The sequence below is a fragment of the Pantoea allii genome (genome assembly GCF_002307475.1).
Classification (GTDB): domain Bacteria; phylum Pseudomonadota; class Gammaproteobacteria; order Enterobacterales; family Enterobacteriaceae; genus Pantoea; species Pantoea allii.
In genome coordinates this window covers 696,102-711,736 of sequence record NZ_NTMH01000040.1, presented here as the reverse complement: position 1 = coordinate 711,736, position 15,635 = coordinate 696,102, and the positions used below count along the sequence as shown (strand labels likewise).

Sequence of the window (15,635 nt, the reverse complement as noted above, 5' to 3'; positions counted from 1 at the left end):
ACACGAAAGCTTACATACAAAATTGAGTAGTTTTATTGACCTGGCGGTATATCAGACCCACATTGTCGGAATGTCGCCAGGAGTGTAATGCGGGACGGATAATAGCAGTTTTCAGGCGCGAGCAAAACCCATGCGTTTTACGCTAACCCTCAGAGAGATCAAAAAAAAGCGGCCGGGCACTCTGCCAGACCGCGATTGATTAGTCATTCTGAACGCGCATTACATTGCGTAGGACAGCATGACTGAGGTTCGGGTATCGGTACGGTCTGGCGCAGAAGCCGGTGGGTTGTTGTTCCAGGTCACGTTATAAGCCAGTTTCAGGGCAAAGTGATCGTTGATGGCAACCTGCAAACCGGTTTCTGAGTTGACCGTGGTATCTTCGCCCAGTGAACTCAGCACAGATACGCCCTGAATAAACTTGGTCGTATCGGTCAGTTGCCACTGGTAGCTTACCGCACCGTAGGCCAGACCTTGGGTTTTGTGATCGCCGCCGCGGTAATCGTCGTAACGTACGCCCGGACCGAATTCAGCACGCAGCGAATGCACCGGACCATTCAGAATCTGACGACCGTAACCGGCGGTCAGCACATCACGGGAATCATAGCCGTTGTAACGGTCGCTTAACCAACTCGCCTGACCGAACAGATAGTCATAGGCGCTCATGTTGTAACGGGAACGTGCGCCAACGTTATAGGTTTCAGAAGAGCGCTCATCGTTAGCAGAGGTGTTTGCGGCATTGCCCCACAAGCTGTAGGCCATTGATTCTGTGTACCAGGTCATATTGCTTTGTGCGGTCAATGATGAACTGGTGGTGTTACCACTTTGTGCCAGGTAACCCGCAGAGGCAGAACCTTCAAAAGGCTTTTTAGCCGTGGATGGGTCATCCATTGCGGTAAAGACAGCATTATCGGCCAGCGCCTGGTGACAAAACGCTCCGGCAGAGAGCAAAAGAACAGCAGACAGCTTGTTAAAGGCTTTCATTAAATGTGATCCGTGCGGCAGTTTTAAAAACGAAGATTCTGAAGGGTTTCCCAATGCGATCAATGCAATTTACGGTAACTTTTGTAAAAAAACATGAATTCGCTCAGAACGGCATACATTAGCGTAACGCCGTGCATTCACTGGGCGTTAACCTGATTTCGGCGCGCATTATAGAGCCATTTTTACCAAATGGCATCTGTTCATTTACAAGATTTACATTGGGTTTCTTTCGCACCCCCACCGTGACTTGCGCACAGATTGATCTGATTTTAAGGCTCATCTTCTTCATTATTCGCCTGTTTTTTCGCCATGTACTACGCTGTGTGTTATTTAACCATGTCGAGGTGCAAAATGAGTAACGGGGATTTACACCGCTATGTCGTCACGTTTCATTATCGGGAAAGCGGACTCGCTGACGTTCTGACACTAACCGGCGCGCTGACATCAGGCGGCTTCTCTACCACGTTGATGGATGATAAGGGGAACCCCCACGAGCTTGGCACCAACAGTTTTGGCATCGTCACCACGCTTACACACGAAGATTTAAAACAGCAAGCCATTGCTGCTGGCGAAAGCGCGCTGGGACAGAAACCCGACGTTACGTTGACCACGCTTGAAGATTTTCTGCGCGACGCTGCCCGTTCGCCAGAATAGTCTGTGCGCAAGCGCAGATTTTCGAGAGAGGTTACAGGTTACAATCGAACTCAGGCAGCGAATAAAGAGGATAACCCGATGTGGTCAGCCATTAGTCGTCTGTTAAACGAGCCATTTGGTCATGCCGATATTACCCAACGTCTTGAACTTCCCGGTGGGGACGTACATCCTGCCTGGCTGATTCGCTATGGCGACCAGGATGTATTTGTGAAATGTAACAGCCGCGACAAGGTGACGCTTTTCAGTTGGGAAGCCGATCAACTCGCCCTGCTGCGCCGAACGCAGACCGTCCGCGTGCCAGAAGTATACGGCGTCGGCAGCGATCGGGATTACAGTTTCATTCTGCTGGAGTACATCAAGCCTGAGCCTCTCGACGCGCACAGCGCGCATCAGTTAGGACAGCAGCTGGCGCGCCTGCATCAGTGGAGCGAACAGCCCCAGTTCGGTCTTGATTTTGACAATAACCTGACGACCACGCCGCAACCTAACAGCTGGCTACGGCGCTGGTCTGCTTTTTTTGCAGAACAGCGCATCGGCTGGCAGCTGCAAATCGCCGCAGAGAAAGGCATTCTGTATGGCGATACCGATCTGATTGTCGACTGCGTGCAGCGAACGCTGGCATCACATCATCCCCAACCTTCTCTGCTCCATGGCGATCTGTGGCCCACCAATTGCGCAGCCAGCCAGAGTGGGCCATGGATTTTTGATCCGGCCTGCTACTGGGGAGATCGGGAATGTGACCTGGCCATGCTGAGCTGGTTTAACGATCTGCCCAGAGAAATCTTTGACGGTTATAACCAGACCTGGCCGTTACCGGATGGCTTCTCACAGCGCCAGCCGGTCTATCAGCTTTATTATCTGCTAAATCGGGCGAACGTCTTTGGCGGCAACTGGCTGGGAGCCGCGCAGCTTGCCGTAGGTCAGCTACTGGATGATGATGCACTGGCGGCCGGTCAGGCTAAACCGGCCTGACCGGTTACAGAAAACCCAGCAGAGAAAGCAGGAAATATCCCGCGATGGCAATCACCACCGGCAGAATATAGAGCGGGAAAATCTGCAGGAAAATGGTGTGGCGAGGTACGCGCACCTTCTCTTCTAACTGCTGACGTGTGCGCCCTTCACTGCCCTTAGCCTGTTCAAGAATCATCTGGTCTTCAATGCCTTCCCGCACGTGGCGCGCCTGGCGTCCCATGCGGGAACCTGAAGCTTCCAGCGCCAGGCCGACGAAGATCAAAATATAGACAAGCCAGAATCCCAGATTCATCTGCCCGTTAAAGTCCGGCACAGGTGAGTTATGCCAGAAAACGTTCAGGAACGGCGTATTAAAACGAATCATGTCGACCATAACATGAATAAAATCAAGCATAACGGCATCAATGCCAGGCTTCTTTTCACTGTGCTTAAATAAAAAACTCAGCAGTGAGATTATTGTGGATACTAACGCCAGTAAAAAAACTATCCAGCCGACGACACGCTTAAGGATGGCAATGCGGCCAGCCTGTTGATAGGTCATGATATCTCCTGAACCCAAAATCCTGTTAGCCTCTAGTCTACCTGCCCTTAAGGCGTTTTCCCAAAAAAAAGCGCGGGCTGCGCCCGTAATGCCTCTCCTGAGCGAGCCTCCCCTGTTCGTGATAAAGTAGGCCGTCATGTTTACGGGAGAGCCTCATGCCTTACCACCGCCCTGTTTATGCTGCTTTATTTGATATGGATGGATTGCTGATCGATTCGGAACCGCTTTGGGACAGAGCCGAAATGGATATCTTTTCAACCCTGAATCTCGATCTGACGCGCCGCCATGAGCTCCCCGATACGCTGGGGCTGCGCATCGACCAGACCGTGCGCATGTGGTACGAAACCCTGCCCTGGTCAGGACCGAGCCAGCAAGAAGTGACTCAGCGCATCATCGCCCGTGCGATGGAACTGATCGCCACGCAGCGCCCGCTGCTACCCGGCGTTGAATCCGCACTGACACTGTGCAAACAGCACGGCCTGAAAATCGGCCTTGTCTCGGCTTCGCCACTGTTTATGCTGGAAGGCGTGCTGGAAATGTTCAACCTGCGCCACTATTTTGACGTGCTGTCATCGGCGGAGAATCTGCCCTACAGTAAGCCGCATCCGCAAGTGTATTTACATGCTGCCGACGCGTTGCGAATCGATCCGCTTCACTGCGTTGCCCTGGAAGACTCTGTCAACGGAATGGTCGCGAGCAAAGCGGCGCGCATGCGCGCGGTTGTCGTCCCGGCTGCCGCGCATCAGGACGATGCCCGCTGGTCGCTGGCCGATGTTAAGCTGAGCAGCCTGACACAGTTGACGCGCGCGCATTTGCTGGGTTAATTGTGGCTACGCTGTAACCTGTTGCACAACCTTAAAAAATTAACGCTTCGTTACAGCGTCACGGGTTCTCATTTACTGGATAAATCCCTATACTGGATGCATCGACAGTTTTTCTTGCAGCCAGGTTTTATCATGACGGCCGAGGGCCATATCTTTTTTGCTGTTGCCAGCGCTATTTTCGCTAAACGGGCCGAACTTACCCCAGTGATGGCGCATGCCGACTGGTGGCATTTGATTCCGGCCACGCTACTGACCTGCCTGCTTCCCGATATCGACCATCCTAAATCCCTGTTAGGACAGCGGCTGCGCTGGCTGTCGCACCCTATTGCGCGGGTGTTTGGCCATCGCGGATTTACCCACAGCCTGCTTGCCGTGGCAGCCAGCCTGTGGTTGTTCCAGATCAACGTGCCGAAAAGCTGGCCTGTCCCGGCGGATGTGTTGCAGGGCATGACGCTCGGTTATCTGAGCCATATTGTGGCTGATATGCTCACCCCCGCCGGCGTTCCCCTGCTCTGGCCCTGCCGCTGGCGTTTTCGCCTGCCAGTGCTTAACAGTCAGAAAGGCAATCAGCTGGAGCGTACGCTTTGTCTTTGCCTGATTGGTTACGCCTTATGGTTCCCGCTGGGGATGCCGTCGTTTGGCGAAAATGGCTGGCCGGCCCAGGTATTTGATACGCTGCAAAACGGCGTCAGTCGTCTCATTTCTGCGCAATCGGAACGCTAAGCCGGGAGCAAAACAGTCCCGGTTATAAGCTATTCCATTTGGATATAAGATTGCGCCATTTCTAACTGTTACCATTTCCGAATACGTATCTTTACGATCACTATCTTTGCCGCTCTCCTACCAGGGAATGCTGCATAACTTCGGAGTTGCTATGGATATTCCTCTTACGCTTAACGTCGTAGCATTTGTCGTGCTGCTGCTTTTATTGTCACGCATGAGCCGCGCAAACTGGAGCCTGTCAAAAAAAGTGCTGACCGGTTTAGTGCTGGGTGTGCTTTTTGGTCTGGCACTACAGCTGATTTACGGCGGCAACAGCGATATCGTTAAAACCTCAATTAGCTGGTTCAACATCGTGGGTAACGGCTATGTACAACTGCTGCAGATGATTGTGATGCCGCTGGTGTTTGTATCCATACTCAGCGCCGTGGCCCGTCTGCACAATGCCTCTTCGCTGGGGAAAATCAGTTTTCTGACTATTGGCGTACTGCTGTTTACGACGGCCATTTCCGCCCTGGTCGGCGTTTTCGTAACCGGTTTGTTTCATCTTAACGCCACCGGCCTGGTACAGGGCGCACAGGAAACCGCTCGCCTGAGCGCGATTCAGAGTAACTACGTCGGTAAAGTCGCCGATCTGACCGTACCGCAATTAATCCTGTCGTTTATTCCTAAGAATCCGTTTGCTGATTTAACAGGGGCCAGCCCGACCTCGATCATCAGCGTGGTCATTTTCGCCGCCTTCCTTGGCGTCGCTGCCCTGCAGCTCCATAAAGACGATGAGGTTAAAGGCCAGCGCGTCCTGACCGCCATCGATACCCTGCAGTCGTGGGTGATGAAGCTGGTGCGCCTGATTATGAAACTGACACCTTATGGTGTGCTGGCGCTGATGACTAAAGTGGTGGCCGGTTCTAACCTACAGGACATCATTAAGCTGGGCAGCTTTGTGGTGGCGTCCTACTTAGGACTGACCATCATGTTTGTGGTTCATGCCCTGCTCTTATCGGTCAACGGCATCAATCCTATGCGGTTTTTCCGCAAGGTCTGGCCGGTACTGACCTTCGCCTTTACCAGTCGCTCCAGCGCCGCCAGCATTCCGCTGAATGTTGAAGCCCAGACTCGCCGTCTTGGCGTGCCCGAATCGATTGCCAGCTTCTCGGCCTCGTTTGGTGCCACTATTGGACAGAACGGCTGTGCCGGTCTTTATCCGACCATGCTGGCAGTGATGGTGGCCCCAACGGTCGGCATTAACCCTTTTGATCCGCTGTGGATTGCCACACTGGTCGGCATTGTGACGTTGAGTTCCGCAGGCGTGGCCGGTGTCGGCGGCGGTGCGACCTTTGCCGCCCTGATTGTGCTGCCCGCAATGGGGCTGCCGGTTACTCTGGTGGCACTGTTGATCTCCATTGAGCCCCTGATTGATATGGGCAGAACAGCGCTGAACGTCAATGGTTCCATGACCGCAGGTTCCCTGACCAGCCGCTGGTTGGGCCTGACCAATAAACGCGTTTTAGAACGCAGCGAACACGGTGAATTAGAACACAGTTAATCACTGCAGACCTGGCGCCAGCCGCCAGGTCTTTCCCCTCTTTCTGTCTTATCTTCTCCATATTTCTTCTTGATTATCGTGGTGCCGTTAAGAAAACGTTAAGCGTGGTAAACGGGCAATAATACAGGGTATTTCTGCTTGTCTTTATGCGGCAAAAAGAGAATTCTGCAGGTAATAACTGCAGGAGAACACTCATGAAAACGGTTATCGCCTCATTACTGGCGTTAGCGATAGTTGCGCCAGCTCACGCTTTTGGTCGTCCCGGTGACTGGGGCCCTGGCCCGCACTGGCGACCCGGCCCAGGCTGGCATGGCCCGGCACCGCGCTGGCACGGTCCCGACCACTTCCACGTTTTGCCACTGGCCGCGACGGCGGTGTTGATCGGTGGATTAACTTACTACCTGCTTAACGGCAGTTATTATCAGCGTCACGGAGAAGAATACGTGGTGGTGGAACCGCCCGTGCAAACCTATGAAAGCGGCATGCGGGTTCTGGATTTTAACGGCAGGCGTTTCTACGTGCAGGACGGTCATTATTATCAGCGGGAAATTAACGGCAGCTATATTGAAGTCCCTCGTCCGGCGGGATTATAGGCATAAAAAAACGGCTCGTCTGATGGCGAGCCGTTTCTTGTTAAAGCGGGTAGTTACTGCTTAACCTGCGGGTCAGTATCGTACTCAGCACAACTCTGGAAGCCATAGTTCATCACGCGACCGGTATCGTTATAGCTAACGAAGTAAGTCTGTGGCTTGCCTTCACGCTCGCCAATGACGTAGCTCTGGCAGGTACCACGTGCATGCACCATCGTGATTTCAGTGGCTGCAGGGCCAGCAATCTGACGAACCTGTTCGCGAGTCATGCCTTTTTTGACATCCTTAACCACAGGCTTAGTCACGAAGCTTTCCGCACGATCGTAAGTCGTACAACCAGAGAGCGCAGCCAGCGTCAGCGCTGCAGCGATACATCCCATCACTTTATTCATCTTGTTGTTCCTCGTTTTTTTGTCCATGTGCTGAGAAGCCTGGAACATAAAACGGTTTTTTTCAAGTTAATGACGTACTTAAACTCAATCTGCCCTGAAAGATTTGATAAAATGCGCCGCACTGGCCTTAACGCAGCGGTTATTCAGGCGAATAGTGGCGCTGACCGGCCTGCCTTAATGGCTAATGGCCCGCGTTTCAAGGCGGGCGAACAACACAAGTGACGTTGTCACCAATAAGCATTCTGGTTCCAGAGGATTAATGACGCTTTCATCACCAAACCGACGGGTTTACGCCATCACCCTGGGATTACTGGCTGCGTTGGGGCCGCTCTGTATTGACCTGTACCTGCCCGCCCTGCCGCAACTGGCGCAGGATCTCCAGACCTCGACCTCAACGGCTCAGCTCAGCCTGACTGCCGGACTACTCGGATTGGGTGCCGGACAGCTGTTTTTCGGGCCAATGAGCGACAAATTCGGCCGACTGCGCCCGCTAACCTTATCCCTGGTGCTGCTGTTTATCGCCTCGATAGGCTGCGCCCTGGCACAGGACATTCACCAACTGTTACTGGCCCGCCTGTTTCAGGGCTTAGCGGGCGCAGGTGGCGCCGTCCTGTCGCGGGCCGTGGCGCGTGACATGTACAGCGGCCATGAACTTACCCGTTTTTTTGCCCTGCTGATGCTGGTCAACGGCCTGGCCCCTATCGGCGCACCAGTATTAGGTGGCGCACTTATGGCCGTGCTGAACTGGCGCGGTATTTTTGTGGTATTGAGCTGTATCGCCGTTTTACTTATCCTGCTGGCGCGCTGGAAGCTGCATGAAAGCCTTCCTGCCGAACGTCGTAGTCAGGGCTCTGTATTTTCAGCCTATGCTGCGCTGGGTCAGGTTATTACCCATCGCCCTTTTATGGGATTTTGCCTCACACAGGGGCTGATGATGTCTGGCATGTTTGCCTACATCGGTGCCTCACCCTTTGTGTTGCAACAACTTTACGGCTTGTCTCCGCAGGCGTTCAGCTTCTGCTTTGCCGCAAACGGTATTGGATTAATCATCGCCTCACAGACCAGCGCCCGGCTCTGCCCACTGTGGGGAGAGTACCGCGTATTGAAAGGCGGTCTGACGCTGGCCTGTGTCGCATCGAGTGCGTTGCTGATTGCCGGGCTCAGCCATGCGCCTCTGCCGTTGGTGCTACTCGCCCTGTTCTTTACCATTGCCAGTAACGGGGTGATTGCCACGACGGCGTCGTCGCTGGCGATGCAAAGTCAGGGACAGCGCGCTGGCAGCGCCTCGGCGGTGATTGGCGTCACCGGCTTTACCCTGGGCGCTATTGCCGTGCCGGTAACGGGCATTGGCGGGACATCAGTAATCAGTATGACGCTGACGATTTTTGGCTGCTACATGCTGGCTATACTGACGTTTACCGTTCTGGCGAAAAAACCCGCAGCCGAAGTAAAAAGCGTCTGATTCTGCCCGTCTCAATAAAAACAGCGGTCGCTTTGGCTTGTTGTTTCCCGGGATGCGCGTTAGCTTTAAAACATGCTTTGTATTGTGCCAACGGGCTACAGACTTAAGGAGATGTTGATGTCACTGCAGCAGGAAATCATTACCGCACTTGGCGTTAAGCCAACTATCGATCCACACCAGGAGATCCGTACCAGCGTTGATTTCCTTAAAGCCTACTTAACGCGCCACAGCGGCCTTAAGGCGTTGGTACTCGGTATCAGCGGCGGACAAGATTCCACCCTGACCGGCAAGCTGGCTCAGATGGCGATAACGGAGCTTCGGCAGGAAACAGGCGATCACGACTACACCTTTATCGCGGTGCGTTTACCTTACGGCGTACAGGCAGATGAGCAGGATTGTCAGGACGCTCTGGCCTTTATCCAGCCGGATCGTTCGCTGGTGGTCAATATCAAAGAAGCGGTGCTGGCCAGCGAGCGGGCGCTGAAAGAAGCGGGGATCGTGCTGTCCGATTTCGTGCGCGGTAATGAAAAAGCCCGCGAACGGATGAAAGCCCAGTACAGCATTGCCGGTATGTCCAAAGGTGTGGTGGTCGGTACCGACCACGGCGCAGAAGCGGTAACCGGCTTCTTCACCAAATATGGTGATGGCGGCAGTGACATTAACCCTATCTTCCGCCTGAATAAACGTCAGGGGAAACAGTTACTGAAAACGCTGGGCTGCCCTGAACATCTTTATCTGAAGAAACCCACGGCCGACCTGGAAGATGATCGCCCTGGCCTGCAGGATGAAGTCGCGCTGGGTGTCACCTACGATATGATCGATGACTATCTGGAAGGCAAAACCATCGCGCCGGACAGCGCGAAGATTATTGAAGGCTGGTATCTGAAAACCGAGCATAAGCGTCGTCCGCCTATCACTGTTTTCGACGACTTTTGGAAATAACATCCTATAGCCTTTATCCGGCTTTAACATCGCGCCCGGTCAGCTCAGTGGCCGGGCGCGACTGCGTGATACGTCCCCCGATCAAAAACGCTGCCAGTCAGCTTCACCCGCCGCTGCCATCGGGCTGCGGACAGGCATCTGAATACGGTCTGCACGTCCGATCATGCTGCTTTGGATCGGTGCCTGGCGCTGCGTTTTGGCGAGCGTGAAGGTCGCAACCAACTGGTTAAGGGTTGAGGCCTGATCCATTAATGAACGGGATGCAGAAGATGCTTCTTCAACCAGAGAGGCATTTTGCTGCGTCACATCATCCATCTGGTTTACGGCCAGGTGCACCTGATTAATTCCCTGCGACTGTTCGTTTGCAGCAACCGAAATCTCATCGACCAAATCGGTCACCTGACGGACCGCGTCTGTCATGCGCGTAATATTATTACCCACGCCCTCGGCCTGGTTCGAGCCAGCTTCTACATGGAGCATAGAAGCTTCAATAAGCGCTTTGATCTCCCTGGCAGAAGAAGACGATCGCTGAGCCAGGTTGCGCACCTCGCCAGCTACCACGGCAAAACCGCGCCCTTGTTCACCTGCCCGCGCCGCTTCAACCGCCGCGTTAAGCGCCAGGATATTGGTCTGGAATGCAATACCTTCAATCAACGCAATGATATCAGTAATTTTTGTCGAGCTCGTCCGGATATCACCCATGGTCATCAGCATCGCCTTCACGCGTGACGCACTGTCTTCAGATATATCACGCGCGTTTTGGGCAAGCTGGCTGGCAAGTCGCGTATTTTCTGCCGTCTGACGCACTGTTTCACTCAACTCAGACATGCTGGCAGCCGTCTGCTCCAGGGAGGCAGCCTGCTCTTCCGTACGAGATGAGAGATCTTCGTTGCCTACAGAAATCTGTGCGGAAGCCGTACTGACCGACTGAGCCGCGCTTTCTACTGCGCTGAGGGACAGTGCAACATTTTCCACCAAATGATTAAATGCCTTTGCCGTCAGACCGATTTCATCTCCGCGAGAGTCATCTGCACGTAATGTCAGATCCAGATTTTCGCTCGCGGTTTCCATTGTGTGGCGCATGGTGTTGAGCTGACGACGAATAGCAAAAATTGTTTTAAGCGTAAAAAAGCCTAACAGCAATATGGCTGAAACAGAACCGGCAATCAGAATGAGTAAAGTATGACGATAGGTGCTGTCATTCTCTTTACGAAGTTGATTACCAATATCCACATTCAGTTGCAGCTGTTTCTGATAATCGTCAATCAGCTGTCGTGTTAGCGCACCAATACCGCTATTACCCTGTAGCATCGACAAAGAAATCGCGTCGTTCTGTGCGCGTGAGGCCGTGAGAAAAGCAGGCAGATCCGCCTCAATCTTTTTAATGGTGACAAATGCCTTTTCGGTCATCTGTCGATCTTCCTCACTGGAAATATCATTCTTAAGGTAATTCTGGTTGAGCATCGAAATATGGTTTAAGACGCCCTTGATTTCTTTCTCAATTTGCATCTGCTCAGCGGGATCGGTCATGCTCTGATGATGATAGAGCGCGATGATAATGGCATTGCTACCGTCAACCATTTTGGCGATATCAGTAATAGAAGGAATGGTATTTTCCTGCACATACTGGAAACGGTACTGAAAACCGTCCGCTACGGAAACCGCCACGATAACCATGGCTATCAGCGCCATGCAAAGAAGGGAAAAGGTCAGTAAAAGCCGCTGTGTTATAGTCATATTTTTCACCTGGTTCTTATTAAAAAGTTAATTCGTCTGAAAATTTCAGACGCAGACCTTAACTATCGACATAAAAATGTGATAACAGCGCCAAAAACAAGCATTGTTTATTAAGCATTTAACGTTGATTAATTTCTAAAAAAACAACAACTTATCATTATAATGATGTATAAAAAAACACATCCTTACTCACTGCAATAAATCGCTAACTAATCCTTAACACTTCACTCTGTTCCACCGCATGTGGGTGGAAAGCCATAAGACGTAATACTGTGGGCATCCCCCTTTGCCTACGCGTGGCTGATAAGCTTGCGAAGCTCGTCAACAGAGGTAAAGCCCTGACAGGTTGGATTGCGGTCGGTAAAGGGCGTTAAGCAACCTGATGATCAGGCCTTTCATGAGGTGCGTTGAGGGAAAAACGTTGCTCAGCACACAGCCCATTACAGCAAACTCAGCCTCTACCCAGACGGAATACCTGATGGACAGGGTACAGGCTTACCGTTAGCATATTTCGCGCTCGCTGCCCGCTGGCGGCCCTTTTAGACATTGAGTTTCCATGCCTGCTAACTTACCACGCGCGACCTTAGTCGGTTTGAGCGCGATTTTGCTCTGGAGCACCACTATCGGCCTGCTGCGCAGCGTCAGCGAGGCGTTTGGCCCGACTGGTGGTGCCGCGCTTATCTACTCCACCACGGCTGTTTTGCTGTGCCTCACTCGCGGCGTTCCTAACCCACGTAACATGCCGGGCCGCTATCTGCTTACAGGCGGCGTGCTGTTTGTCGGGTATGAAATTTGCCTGGCGCTGGCGGTCGGCCTTGCCCGCGATCGTCACCAGTCGCTGGAGATGGGGATGATCAACTATCTTTGGCCCTGCCTGACAATCGTGCTGGCGATTCCGTTTAACCAGCAGCGTTTTCGCCTGTGGCTGTGGCCCGGACTGCTGCTTTCACTCAGCGGTATTATCTGGGTGATGAAAGGCGCTAACGGGAATGTGACAGGTAAGATGGCGCAGAATATTGCCAGCAATCCAACAGCCTACCTGCTGGCGTTTATCGCAGCGATTGCGTGGGCGCTCTACAACAACATCACGCGCCGCTATGCTCGCGGCAGCAACGGCGTCACCCTGTTTTTTATGGTGACGGCCCTGGCGCTATGGCTCAAATTCGTGTTGTTCACGCAGCATGAAACGCTGCAATTTAGCGTGACCGCTGCAGCAGAAGTGCTGTTTATGGGCGCGTCAACGGCGGTTGCCTACTCTGCCTGGAATTACGGCATCCAGCATGGCAACCTGACGCTGTTGGCGACGGCATCTTATTTCACGCCGGTACTCTCGGCGTTGCTGGCCTCGCTATGGCTGGGGCTGACGCCACCGATAAGCTTCTGGCAAGGCGTTGCTATGATCACCGCTGGCTCTCTGATTTGCTGGCTGGCGACAAGGCGTTGATGAATCTCTGACTGGCGAACCTTTAACCTGCCTGTTACACTGTATGGACAACCAGTACAGGAGTCCGTTTTGGTCAGACGTGCAGCCACTCATCGCCTCGAATTTGACGCGGCAACCATTTATGAATACCCGGAACATTTGCGTGAATGGCTCGAAGGCCTGCCAAATCAGCCCGGCGTTTATACTTTTCATGGCGACAGCGATACCTTGCCGCTTTACATCGGCAAAAGCGTTAATCTGCGTTCGCGCGTGATGTCCCACTTTCGTACACCCGATGAAGCAAAAATGTTACGCCAGTCGCGGCGCGTCAGCTGGATTCCCACAGCAGGCGATCTCGGTGCGCTGCTGCTGGAAGCGCAAATGATCAAAACGCAGCAGCCCCTGTTTAATAAACGCCTGCGCAAAAATCGTCAGCTTTGTTCTCTGCAAATTACCGCAGAGGGTAAACCGGAAGTGGTGTATGCCCGTGATGTCGATTTTAGCCAGTCGCCGAACCTGTTTGGTCTTTATCGCAGCCGTTTTGCCGCGCTGGAACGTCTTAAGCAGCTTGCCGATGAATATCAGCTGTGCCACGGCTTGTTAGGGCTGGAAGCGTTGAGTGCTAACCGGGGCTGCTTTCGCTCTGCCCTGCGCCGCTGTGCCGGTGCCTGCTGTGGCAAGGAACCTGTGAGCGATCATCAGGACCGACTGCTCGCCGCGCTGGAAAACGTCCGGGTATTCTGCTGGCCATGGCAAGGTGCGGTGGCACTGGTAGAAGAAGGTAAACACCTGACGCAAATCCACGTTATCGATCACTGGTTCTATCTGGGTTCCGTGCAAACGATGGACGAGGCAAAGTCCCTTAAACGCGGCAAAGGCGGGTTCGATCACGACGGCTACAAAATTCTCTGCAGTCCGGTATTGTCTGGCCATTACCCCATTATTCCCCTTTAGAATAAAAAAAACCGCCGACACTGCCCACGCCAGGTGGACAAGGTCGGCGGTCTTCAACCGTCTTTACTGATTAACGTGCGGCTTATTGAGCGGGTGCAGGTGCAGGCGCCATCTTGCCGTGCATCGGACGTTTTTCAGTCAGGTGCTTTTCAAAATTCGCGTTGTACTGTTTTTTCTGCTCCGGCGTCAGCACGTTATACAGTTTATTTTGGGTTTCCATCATGGTCACCGCGTTGGCTTTGGCATTCGCGGTCATTTTATCTGCCTGCGCTTCAGCCTGGGCTTTGTCGAAGCTGTCAGAGGCGATGATGGCGTGCGTCGCACGACGTTCATCCTGTGACGGGCGCTGCATTTCATCGCGGCGCTCTTTCATAATTTCGTGCATTTTGGTTTTCTGGTCTGGGGTCAGATTCAGCCCGCCAAACATCATATCCATACCGTGACGCATCGGTTTATGCATCGGCTTTTCCGTGCCTGCCGGTGGTGGCGTCAGATTGTCGGCTTCAGCATGAACAACCGTTGCCGCGCCGAATGCCAGAGTTGAAGCCAGTAACAGAGAAGTTAATTTACGCATAACAGTGTCCTTTTTATTCACTTGTTCAGTTTCGTAACGACAGCACTCTGTCGCGTCTTCGGAAACAAGCATACGACGTTGAACGTCAATTACTGCGAGCGAGAGTAAAAGCGTGAAAGCGCAAAAGCCACAATTCAGGCAATCATGGAGGGATTAAGAAGAAAGGCGTCAGAAATTGAAAAAGAGTATGAATAATCAGGAGATTTCGGATAAATCGTGGAGAATTGTAATGCCTTTAGCAGTAAAGCGGAAGGTGTCTTCCGCTATTTTGTATCGATAACGTCAAAGGGGCAAAGCCTGGGTTTGCTCACTCTCTTCGATCAGCATGAGTCCAGCCCGCAACCCCAGAGCCACACGGGGATTGGGGAACAACACATATTCCCGCGCCTGCTGCACGAAATAGCGCCTTTCCCCGTCTTCCGCTAGCAAAGCGCCCTGCGGAAAGGCGGTAAAGTTCTTGGTGTCGTCGCTCATATGAAGCTGAAACTTTTCACTGTGGCGGGTGATCTGCTGGCTTACCCGATAGCGACGCGGAACAGATTGCGCTTCCGGCAAGGACTCGCCATACAGCAATGCTGCCAGTGCCTGAGAGACAGCGCTGAACTGCGTCAAATCGTTTTCGCCAAAAGGCCGCGCCTGACCCAGCTCCAGGGTACAGCTGGCTGCATCAAAGTGTTCACAGCTAAAATGGGTAAAGGTGCCCGCGGGCGAACGGTGAAAGACCAGCGCCTCAAGCCCGGCAACCGCCAGCCAGTGCAAAAAGGGCTCTGGCCATGGCCGATCATTCAGCGGCATTACGCCAAAACGCGTGTGGTAAGAGCCACGCAGCGCCGTGTGCATATCCAGGTGCCAGCGGGTTTCATCGCACTCACCCAGTTGCCAGAAGTTCTCCAGCATCTGTTCCAGACGGAGAACCCGGCGCGCTTCATCACCGTCGTCAATCTGCTGCCAGCGACCGCCAAACAGCCGGTTGATGTCATATCCCACATAGCGTTTTCCCGCACGCAGCGCTGAAGGATTACCTAATACCACCAGCATTCGCTGCTGAAGTGGCTTTTCGCCCTGAAGTAAAGGCGTAATAAGCTGGTTAAGGATTTCTACCGGGGCGGTTTCATTACCGTGAATCCCTGCCGAAAGTACCAACGCCTGTTTCACAGGCGTCTTTGGCTCCATGAGCAGAATACCGTGATACAACCACTGCCAGCGAAGATGCGCTGTCTCACCTCTACGCATACGCGGTGCGTCACCAGACAGCGTCTGCTGTAAAAAGTCCTGCATCGTTCCTCCTAAGACCGGAAGCAGGCAGCCCTCATGGCAACGCCT

General features: G+C 53.1%; 16 protein-coding genes. 10 read left to right on the top strand and 6 right to left on the bottom strand.

Going from position 1 to position 15,635, the window contains the following annotated elements:
• Positions 1-219: 219 nt before the first annotated feature.
• Complete coding sequence (locus tag CMR03_RS20520) at positions 220-981, bottom strand: DUF481 domain-containing protein (RefSeq protein ID WP_096012510.1); 762 nt, start codon at positions 979-981, stop codon at positions 220-222.
• A gap of 351 nt (positions 982-1,332) precedes the next feature.
• On the opposite strand from CMR03_RS20520, the gene ghoS reads away from it, so the two are divergent.
• Positions 1,333-1,635 carry a type V toxin-antitoxin system endoribonuclease antitoxin GhoS gene (gene ghoS / locus CMR03_RS20515; protein WP_096012509.1) on the top strand — a complete coding sequence of 101 codons (303 nt, stop codon included), beginning with the start codon at positions 1,333-1,335 and terminating at the stop codon, positions 1,633-1,635.
• Between the two features lie 78 nt (positions 1,636-1,713).
• The gene (locus tag CMR03_RS20510) at positions 1,714-2,607 is read left to right on the top strand and encodes a fructosamine kinase family protein (RefSeq protein ID WP_096012508.1); all 894 of its coding nucleotides are present in this window, start codon (positions 1,714-1,716) and stop codon (positions 2,605-2,607) included.
• A gap of 4 nt (positions 2,608-2,611) precedes the next feature.
• Here the strand turns inward: CMR03_RS20510 and CMR03_RS20505 are convergent, their stop codons facing one another.
• Positions 2,612-3,148 carry a YniB family protein gene (locus CMR03_RS20505; RefSeq protein WP_096012507.1) on the bottom strand — a complete coding sequence of 179 codons (537 nt, stop codon included), beginning with the start codon at positions 3,146-3,148 and terminating at the stop codon, positions 2,612-2,614.
• Positions 3,149-3,303: 155 nt separating this feature from the next.
• On the opposite strand from CMR03_RS20505, the gene hxpB reads away from it, so the two are divergent.
• From hxpB to CMR03_RS20485, 4 genes are all read left to right on the top strand, one after another.
• Positions 3,304-3,972, top strand: coding sequence for a hexitol phosphatase HxpB (gene hxpB, locus CMR03_RS20500; RefSeq protein ID WP_063879367.1), 669 nt, complete (start codon positions 3,304-3,306; stop codon positions 3,970-3,972).
• A gap of 132 nt (positions 3,973-4,104) precedes the next feature.
• Positions 4,105-4,695, top strand: coding sequence for a metal-dependent hydrolase (locus CMR03_RS20495; RefSeq protein WP_063881164.1), 591 nt, complete (start codon positions 4,105-4,107; stop codon positions 4,693-4,695).
• Between the two features lie 151 nt (positions 4,696-4,846).
• Positions 4,847-6,238, top strand: a complete 1,392-nt coding sequence (locus CMR03_RS20490) for an L-cystine transporter (RefSeq protein WP_096012506.1) — start codon at positions 4,847-4,849, stop codon at positions 6,236-6,238.
• A gap of 194 nt (positions 6,239-6,432) precedes the next feature.
• Complete coding sequence (locus CMR03_RS20485) at positions 6,433-6,831, top strand: DUF6515 family protein (protein WP_096012505.1); 399 nt, start codon at positions 6,433-6,435, stop codon at positions 6,829-6,831.
• 53 nt (positions 6,832-6,884) lie between these two features.
• Here the strand turns inward: CMR03_RS20485 and osmE are convergent, their stop codons facing one another.
• Positions 6,885-7,220: an osmotically-inducible lipoprotein OsmE gene (gene osmE / locus CMR03_RS20480; RefSeq protein ID WP_096012504.1), complete on the bottom strand. Its 336-nt coding sequence runs from the start codon at positions 7,218-7,220 to the stop codon at positions 6,885-6,887.
• A gap of 259 nt (positions 7,221-7,479) precedes the next feature.
• Here osmE and CMR03_RS20475 point away from each other — a divergent pair, with 259 nt between their 5' ends.
• Both CMR03_RS20475 and nadE read left to right on the top strand, forming a co-directional pair.
• Positions 7,480-8,682, top strand: coding sequence for a multidrug effflux MFS transporter (locus tag CMR03_RS20475; protein WP_096012503.1), 1,203 nt, complete (start codon positions 7,480-7,482; stop codon positions 8,680-8,682).
• A gap of 117 nt (positions 8,683-8,799) precedes the next feature.
• Entirely contained in the window at positions 8,800-9,624 is an 825-nt protein-coding gene (gene nadE / locus CMR03_RS20470) for an ammonia-dependent NAD(+) synthetase (protein ID WP_096012502.1), read from the top strand.
• Between the two features lie 81 nt (positions 9,625-9,705).
• Here the strand turns inward: nadE and CMR03_RS20465 are convergent, their stop codons facing one another.
• Entirely contained in the window at positions 9,706-11,361 is a 1,656-nt protein-coding gene (locus CMR03_RS20465) for a methyl-accepting chemotaxis protein (protein WP_096012501.1), read from the bottom strand.
• A gap of 556 nt (positions 11,362-11,917) precedes the next feature.
• Here CMR03_RS20465 and yddG point away from each other — a divergent pair.
• Complete coding sequence (gene yddG / locus CMR03_RS20460) at positions 11,918-12,805, top strand: aromatic amino acid DMT transporter YddG (RefSeq protein ID WP_096012500.1); 888 nt, start codon at positions 11,918-11,920, stop codon at positions 12,803-12,805.
• 69 nt (positions 12,806-12,874) lie between these two features.
• The gene (cho, locus tag CMR03_RS20455; RefSeq protein ID WP_063879359.1) at positions 12,875-13,738 is read left to right on the top strand and encodes an excinuclease Cho; all 864 of its coding nucleotides are present in this window, start codon (positions 12,875-12,877) and stop codon (positions 13,736-13,738) included.
• 82 nt (positions 13,739-13,820) lie between these two features.
• Here cho and spy read toward each other — a convergent pair whose 3' ends face one another.
• Together spy and astE are read right to left on the bottom strand one after the other, a co-directional pair.
• A complete protein-coding gene (gene spy / locus CMR03_RS20450; RefSeq protein ID WP_063879358.1) occupies positions 13,821-14,312 on the bottom strand; it encodes an ATP-independent periplasmic protein-refolding chaperone Spy in 492 nt (163 codons plus the stop codon).
• Between the two features lie 282 nt (positions 14,313-14,594).
• Positions 14,595-15,590, bottom strand: a complete 996-nt coding sequence (gene astE, locus CMR03_RS20445; protein WP_096012499.1) for a succinylglutamate desuccinylase — start codon at positions 15,588-15,590, stop codon at positions 14,595-14,597.
• Positions 15,591-15,635 lie beyond the last annotated feature (45 nt).

Bases quoted from the DNA above. Each gene is read 5' to 3' on its own strand.
- nadE (WP_096012502.1), top strand. From the start codon at position 8,800: ATGTCACTGCAGCAGGAAATCATTACCGCACTTGGCGTTAAGCCAACT.
- spy (WP_063879358.1), bottom strand. From the start codon at position 14,312: ATGCGTAAATTAACTTCTCTGTTACTGGCTTCAACTCTGGCATTCGGC.
- CMR03_RS20485 (WP_096012505.1), top strand. From the start codon at position 6,433: ATGAAAACGGTTATCGCCTCATTACTGGCGTTAGCGATAGTTGCGCCA.
- CMR03_RS20495 (WP_063881164.1), top strand. From the start codon at position 4,105: ATGACGGCCGAGGGCCATATCTTTTTTGCTGTTGCCAGCGCTATTTTC.
- osmE (WP_096012504.1), bottom strand. From the start codon at position 7,220: ATGAATAAAGTGATGGGATGTATCGCTGCAGCGCTGACGCTGGCTGCG.
- yddG (WP_096012500.1), top strand. From the start codon at position 11,918: ATGCCTGCTAACTTACCACGCGCGACCTTAGTCGGTTTGAGCGCGATT.
- CMR03_RS20465 (WP_096012501.1), bottom strand. From the start codon at position 11,361: ATGACTATAACACAGCGGCTTTTACTGACCTTTTCCCTTCTTTGCATG.
- ghoS (WP_096012509.1), top strand. From the start codon at position 1,333: ATGAGTAACGGGGATTTACACCGCTATGTCGTCACGTTTCATTATCGG.
- CMR03_RS20505 (WP_096012507.1), bottom strand. From the start codon at position 3,148: ATGACCTATCAACAGGCTGGCCGCATTGCCATCCTTAAGCGTGTCGTC.
- CMR03_RS20520 (WP_096012510.1), bottom strand. From the start codon at position 981: ATGAAAGCCTTTAACAAGCTGTCTGCTGTTCTTTTGCTCTCTGCCGGA.
- CMR03_RS20475 (WP_096012503.1), top strand. From the start codon at position 7,480: ATGACGCTTTCATCACCAAACCGACGGGTTTACGCCATCACCCTGGGA.
- astE (WP_096012499.1), bottom strand. From the start codon at position 15,590: ATGCAGGACTTTTTACAGCAGACGCTGTCTGGTGACGCACCGCGTATG.
- hxpB (WP_063879367.1), top strand. From the start codon at position 3,304: ATGCCTTACCACCGCCCTGTTTATGCTGCTTTATTTGATATGGATGGA.
- CMR03_RS20510 (WP_096012508.1), top strand. From the start codon at position 1,714: ATGTGGTCAGCCATTAGTCGTCTGTTAAACGAGCCATTTGGTCATGCC.
- CMR03_RS20490 (WP_096012506.1), top strand. From the start codon at position 4,847: ATGGATATTCCTCTTACGCTTAACGTCGTAGCATTTGTCGTGCTGCTG.